Here is a 6,713-nt window from a genome sequence, read left to right on the forward strand (position 1 = left end):
GAAGAGGTAGTTTAAGCTTGAATAAGTTCTTTTAAATCTTCCAAAACTTTTGCGGCATGGCCTTTTGCTTTTACTTTTTTGTATTCTTTTACGATTTCACCCTCCGGGTTTATAATAAAAGTTGATCGTATGACGCCTTCATACTCTTTTCCGTACATTTTTTTCTTTCCCCATGCCCCGAACGCTTTAAGCACCTCTTTGTTTTCATCGCTGAGCAGTGTTACGCTCAAGTTGTGTTTTTCTATAAAATTACAGTGTTTTTTCGAACTGTCGGGGCTAATTCCGATAACAACGGCACCTAAGCTTTCAAATTCGTCCAGCAGTTCGCTGAACTCCTTTGCTTCGGTAGTGCATCCCGGCGTGTTGTCTTTAGGATAAAAATACAAAACTATCCATTTTCCTTTGAGATCCCTCAGACATATTTCCACCCCGTCCTGGTTGGGCAGACAAAAATCGTTTTTTTGCATACTTTCTCCTTTACATAAATTTGACTTTTTTCCCCGGATAATGTTATGAATTGTATAAAAATACCGATAATATAATAAAATTGTTATAATAAACAAAAAAAGGCGTACACATGGCAAAGTTTTTCAGTTCTCTTTCATTGCGAAACACAATGATTATAATCGTAACACTTGCAACCGTTGTTATTTCTTATTATAACATAAGGGACTTTATGAAGTCCATGGAAGTGGAAAAAAACAAAAAAGCGCTTGAGGAGCTTGTCGTTTTAAGCAAGTCGCTCAGCGCTTTGATTCACGAAACCCAAAAGGAAAGGGGTGCGAGTGCGGGGTATATCGGAAGCGGCGGTAAAAAGTTTAAAGTTATACTTGCCAATCAGAGAAGGCTGACGGATGAAAAAATAAAAGAATACAAAAAAACTTTAAAAAACATAGATTTAAAAAACTATCCTCGGGAGCTTGAAAATGACATAAACAGACTCGATTTGTTTTTTAGCGAACTGCTTTCGATAAGAAGTAAAGTGGACACCCTGTCCATAAGTCTGAAAGACGAGGTTAAATGGTACACCCGAATGAACACTCTTATACTGAAAATAATAGGGCTCACTTCAAGACTTGCTCCTAATGAACAAATTGCCATGGATTTGGCCGCTTACGTCAGCTTTTTAAAGGCCAAAGAAAGGGCGGGGATAGAAAGGGCCGTACTTAGCGCCACATTCGGAGCCGATAAATTTAAACCGGGTATGTTCGTAAAATTTATACGACTTATTTCGGAACAGAATGCGTATCTGGACGATTTTTTAACCTTTGCTTCCCCCCAGATGAAAAAAATGTATTATCAGCTTATAAAAGATCCTTCTTTTAAAGAGGTTCAGAGAATGAGAGATATCGCCTTACGGAAAGCTGAGGAAGGTAATTTTAACGTTGATCCTGAATACTGGTTTAAGAGCATTACGAAAAAAATAAACATATTAAAACGGATTGACGATAAAATCGCCGATATAATTTTAAAAGATTTGAACAAGATTTCTAATCACTATATTATTCAGACTGTTTTGGGCGTACTGATTAACATTTTAATGATAATTATCGGCTTTAGCAGCGTAAAAAAACTTGAAATGCAGCTTAGAAGCCTTAAAGGACTTATATTGAGCATAGCAGAAAATAAAGATTTGTCTATGGAGATAAGGATATACGAAAAAGACGAGTTCGGTGTGATAAGAATGACTTTAAAAGAATTTTTGACGGTTTTAAGAGAAGTTATGACAAGTGCCTACAGAAGTTCGAATGAAAACAGAAGTGTTGTGGTAAGTCTTAAAAAATCGTTCGAACTTATCAATAAAAACATCAGAAAAGAAGCGGAGATAGTAAACGAAGCTGCGGCAACGGCCGATAATCTCAAAGAAAATCTTTTAGACGAATCCAATAACTCTAACGAAGTTAAATACAATATCCTTATTGCCAACAAAAGTCTGAAAACGGCTATTTCCTTAATAGAAGAGATGATGAACACGATACAGCAAAACGCAGTCAACGAACATAACCTGGCTGAAAAACTCCAGCAGCTTTCTCAGGATGCGGAACAGGTTAAGGACGTTTTGACCGTAATAAGCGAAATAGCGGATCAGACCAACCTGCTCGCTTTGAATGCCGCGATTGAAGCTGCAAGGGCCGGAGAGCACGGAAGAGGGTTTGCGGTAGTGGCGGACGAAGTCAGAAAACTCGCCGAAAGGACACAAAAAAGCCTTAGTGAAATTGACGCCACGATAAATATTATAGTTCAGTCCATAAACACCGCAAATGACGAAATGCATCAGAATATAGAAAATGTCAATCTTGTGACAAACCAGACCCAGGAAGTTCAGGAAAAAATAGGGGATGTCTCTTTCGAAATGGAAATTGTCGTTGAAAAAGTGCAGCACAATGTGGATAATATAGAATCGATTGTAAAAATAATGCAGGAATTTATAGAAAAAATGGAGATTGTTAAAAAAATGTCCGAAGAAAACAGGGACAATGTGCTTAAAAACAATAAAAACGTTGAAAAAATAGCGCTTTTGGCGGAAAAACTTTTAAAAGAAATAAGCCAGTTTAAAATTTAAAGGAAGCGATATGTGGCCGCCTTTAACGCCTTATTTGACGGTGGACGGTATTGTTAAAGTTTTCAATCCGGAATTTAAAGGGATAGTGCTCATCAAAAGGAAAAACCCTCCTTTGGGTTATGCCCTTCCCGGAGGTTTTGTGGATAGAGGAGAAAGTGTGGAAACGGCATTAAAAAGGGAGATGAAAGAAGAAATCGGCCTTGATGTGGAAATTGAAAAACTTTTAGGAGTGTATTCGGATCCAAAAAGGGATCCCCGTCTTCATACGGCAAGCTGCGTGTTTGTCTGCCGTGCGTACGATATTCCTAAAGCCGGAGACGATGCAAAAGAGGCTTTTGTTGTAAAATTGGAGGAAATCCCCTGGAACGGACTGGTGTTTGATCATGCCGGAATTTTAAGGGATTATTTGAATAATTAAAGAAGTATGAAAAAAGAATAAAAGCGTTTATAATATAAGCGACAGACACTTTTATTAAATAAATTTAAATCGGAGTTTACTGTTTTTTGGCGGTTTGGGAATGAAAATTGCTTTTTTTAAAAAAGTCCAAGGAAGGATTATGAGAGTTACCCAGTTTACGCAGTATAACAATTTCGTGCTGAATCAGCAAAAAACATTAAACGCCCTTACGGATGTGCAGACACAGATTTCCACAGGGGAAAAAATTCAAAATATGTATGACGATCCCGGTGTTTATGTAAAATATCTGAAACTCAATGAGGAGCTTAATTCTTTTACACAGGTAAAATCTTCCGCAACATTCGCCCAGACGTTTGCGAACGAAACCGACACCACCCTTAACGATTTTGTTACTGCTCTCGGAAGTTTCAAAAGCAATCTTTTAAAAGCGGCAAACGATACGAACGACGAAACGAGCAGGGATGCTATAGTTAGTGAACTTGAGAGCGAGCTTGCACATCTGAAAGATTTGGCGAACACTTCCATTGACGGCAAGTATATTTTCAGCGGCAGCAGTTTTAACGTTAAACCTATTGACGAAAATTATCGGTATCAGGGTAACGACCAACAGGTGAAGGCTTTTTTGGGAGCGGGGGTTGAGAGGGAATATAATATCGACGGGGCGAGTCTTTTTTTAGGCAGGAACGACGATTATGCAAAGCATATTTCCCTCAACGTTCCCCAGTATGACAAAATGAAGGCGAATCCGCAGTTTGTGGTAAGGGGGGCAGACGGAAACCTTTATATAGACAAGGATTTGGCGGCGCACAACGAACATCCGGATTCCGACGACGTTCCAGTTAACATACCCGTGACGGCGGATTCGCAGATAAGAATGCTTACGGGAGTCGAGGATGTTTACAACGGTAACGGAAGCTATACGTCCGGACAAAGCGGTTTTTATGTAAAAGGTAGAAAACCTGACGGGGAGAGTTTTACAAGTTATTTTTATTTGGACAATTCGGAGAGTGTTAACGATCTGCTTGAAAAAATAGGGGAGCTTTACGGAAACACATCTTCAAGCAAGGTTGTGGACGTTTCATTAAACGATACGGGCGAAATTCAGATTAAAGATGTTCAAAGCGGTAAAATGCTTACGGATTTTTATATGGTTGCGGCCGACAACAAATATTACGACAGTTCCAAAAGCGTAGAGGAAAATTTAAAAAACATAATTCAAAAGGGTTATTACACGGCCGAATTTCAAAAAAGCGATTATGCCGGAGTGCCGGAATTTTCAAGCGTAAACGCCAGTAATTCCTATTTTGATCCGTCCGTATATAAATTCGGGGTTGATTTTAAAAGAATTTCCGATCATCAAAACGCTTCGGAACTTGATAAAATAAGCGACGTTTTGGGAAATGTAAATCTCAGTGTTACGATTAACGGTGTTCCTTACAGTGTGGGCCCCTCTCAGACGTTTCAGGATTTGATAAACCAGATAAACGCAGACGGCTACAACGCCTATATGAAGGAGGGGGAGCTTGTTATCGAGGATCCCGGCTCCTCTTCTTTAAATCAGAACACCGTTACGTTAACGACGACCGATTCGGCGGGTAATCCTGTAAATGCGCTGAGTGCGAAGGATTCTTTGAATTTCGATGATCTTTTTATGGAAAAAAACGGAAATGAAATAAAAGGAAACGTTTCACAGATTGTAAAAGATTACAAAATAAGCTATTTTAAAGACAGCAGCGGAAATCTTCAAAGACTTCCGGTTGAAAAAACCCCCCTTTCACAAACCTATGCGACGGAAGATATGTCTTTAAGCGACACGCTCGGAAACGATGATATGCCGCAGGTTATAAACATAACGTACAGAGACGTTAACGGAGAGCTTAAAAATGCGGCAATAACCCTTAGGGACACCGAATATACCGATGCGAACGGAAAAAAACATTTAAGCACTTTTGAAGTTGACGGAAAAATATATGATATTTACGAGCCGGACGGTTCTCTTACACCGGCGCACGATTTAATTACGACGCTTACGTCGACCGATCCAGACACCTGTGAGGTTTCTCAGACGCAAAACGTTCAAAAAGCCATGACATACAGACAGCTTGCAGACGTGGTTTCCATGCTGGTAACCGGTACTCTTCCGGCTTCCGATGGTGCGGACGCCTATAACAGCGCGGTGGAAAACGCAAAAGAGAGGGTAAGTGCCGGAGTGGACGATAAAGGAAGATTTTATGTTAACGACAACGGTGCAAATCCCACACGAATAGATTTGAGTATGAAAGCCGTTTATACCGATACGTCCGCAGTTCCGAACGAAACAACGGATACGCTGTATTTTCAGGCTAATGACGCCGTAACCGTAGATTCCCCTCAGACGGATTTTTTTGAAACGCTCCAAAAAGCCATAGACGCCGTAAAAGAGGGTAACGGTTATCCGGATTCCTCTTCTTCGGATCCGAGAAACTTCGGTATCCAGGGGGCAATCGAGGCAATAGATCACATTATGGATCACGTGCGCAGGGAACACGCGAAAATAGGAGCCGTAAGTCATGAATTTGAAATGACTATAGAAAGAACGGAAATGCTCACCCTCAATGTTCAGCAGCTTCAGTCCGACAACATCGATACGGATTTGGGAGAGGCGACGATGCGTCTTAATTCTCTCCAGACGTCTTATCAGGCCCTTTTGGCGTCCATAGCTAAAATAAACAATTTAACGCTGCTTAATTATTTGTGATAAAATTACATTAAAAAAGGCCTGATTTTGCGTAAAAGTGTTTTTGTTTTTATTATTGCGTTGATTTTATATCTTTTTATTTCCACGCTCGTTCCGCAACCGGGTGTGGTGGGAAAAATCGGTGAATTTTTGGGAAAATCCTCTTTTGAACTGTTCGGTTATCTTTCATATATTTTTCCTTTTTTGTTAGGTGTGCTGGCCTATTTTTGGTACGGCGGAAAATATGACTACGGTGTCTGCGTAAAGGTGCTCGGAGGGGTTTTTTTATTTTTCGATTCTCTCTTTTTCCAGTCGGCGCTTTTTAAAAAAGGGATAATAGGAAACCTGTTTGTAGGCACCCTTGAAAAATACATAGGCGTAGTGGGAGTCGGTCTTTTAATTTTCGTACTGTTTTTGTGGGGTGTTTTTCTGCTTTTCGAAGAGAGGATAATCGGGATTTTTCACAGGGGGAAAAAGGATGTTGCTAACGTTAAAAAGAGTGCGGTTAAAAATGAACCCCCGGCGGTTGTAGACGACGGTTTTGAAATTCCGGTGGAAAAACCTGATGATTTGGATGTTGAAGACGTAATTCTTGACGAATCCGACAAAATACCGGCGTATGAAAGCGGAGACACTTTCGGTGAAACGGGTGAAACAGAAGAAATTTCTTTCGGTAATAAGGCGGAAGAGGAGGAAATGCATAAAGTGGAAACGGAAAAAGAGACCCCCGTGTTGCATGTGCACGAACTTGAAGATACGAAAAAACTTCTCTCTCAAATAGAAACGGGAGAGAGAAAAAAACCGAAGGACTGGAAATTTCCCCCTCTTAAATTTTTAAAGGCTCCTAAAAAGGGTAAAAAAGAGATAAACGAATCGGAAATAGACAAAAAAATAAAAACGCTTATAGAAAAACTGAGACAGTTTAAAATCGAAGGGGATGTTGTCAGGTATTATGTCGGTCCCGTAGTCACCACATTCGAATTCAAACCCCTTCCGCATATTAAAGTGTCCAAAAT

Annotated in this window: 5 protein-coding genes; 4 read left to right on the forward strand and 1 reads right to left on the reverse strand. The window is 40.0% G+C overall.

Features of this window, described 5'->3' with window-relative positions; genetic code table 11:
• Window positions 1-11: 11 nt before the first annotated feature.
• Window positions 12-467 (reverse strand): thioredoxin-dependent thiol peroxidase, encoded by a 456-nt coding sequence (gene bcp, locus ACXJIE_RS09745; protein WP_456480783.1) that lies wholly within the window; start codon window positions 465-467, stop codon window positions 12-14.
• 110 nt (window positions 468-577) lie between these two features.
• On the opposite strand from bcp, the gene ACXJIE_RS09750 reads away from it, so the two are divergent.
• From ACXJIE_RS09750 to ACXJIE_RS09765, 4 genes are all read left to right on the forward strand, one after another.
• Entirely contained in the window at window positions 578-2,563 is a 1,986-nt protein-coding gene (locus tag ACXJIE_RS09750) for a methyl-accepting chemotaxis protein (protein WP_456480784.1), read from the forward strand.
• A gap of 10 nt (window positions 2,564-2,573) precedes the next feature.
• Complete coding sequence (locus ACXJIE_RS09755) at window positions 2,574-2,981, forward strand: NUDIX domain-containing protein (RefSeq protein WP_456480785.1); 408 nt, start codon at window positions 2,574-2,576, stop codon at window positions 2,979-2,981.
• Between the two features lie 139 nt (window positions 2,982-3,120).
• Window positions 3,121-5,718 (forward strand): flagellar hook-associated protein FlgL, encoded by a 2,598-nt coding sequence (gene flgL / locus ACXJIE_RS09760; protein WP_456480786.1) that lies wholly within the window; start codon window positions 3,121-3,123, stop codon window positions 5,716-5,718.
• Window positions 5,719-5,745: 27 nt separating this feature from the next.
• Window positions 5,746-6,713: DNA translocase FtsK (locus ACXJIE_RS09765; RefSeq protein WP_456480787.1), on the forward strand; the 968-nt coding region annotated here is incomplete at its 3' end.

The organism is Nautilia sp. (assembly GCF_053994455.1).

Bases quoted from the DNA above. Each gene is read 5' to 3' on its own strand.
- bcp (WP_456480783.1), bottom strand. From the start codon at position 467: ATGCAAAAAAACGATTTTTGTCTGCCCAACCAGGACGGGGTGGAAATA.
- ACXJIE_RS09750 (WP_456480784.1), top strand. From the start codon at position 578: ATGGCAAAGTTTTTCAGTTCTCTTTCATTGCGAAACACAATGATTATA.
- ACXJIE_RS09755 (WP_456480785.1), top strand. From the start codon at position 2,574: ATGTGGCCGCCTTTAACGCCTTATTTGACGGTGGACGGTATTGTTAAA.
- flgL (WP_456480786.1), top strand. From the start codon at position 3,121: ATGAGAGTTACCCAGTTTACGCAGTATAACAATTTCGTGCTGAATCAG.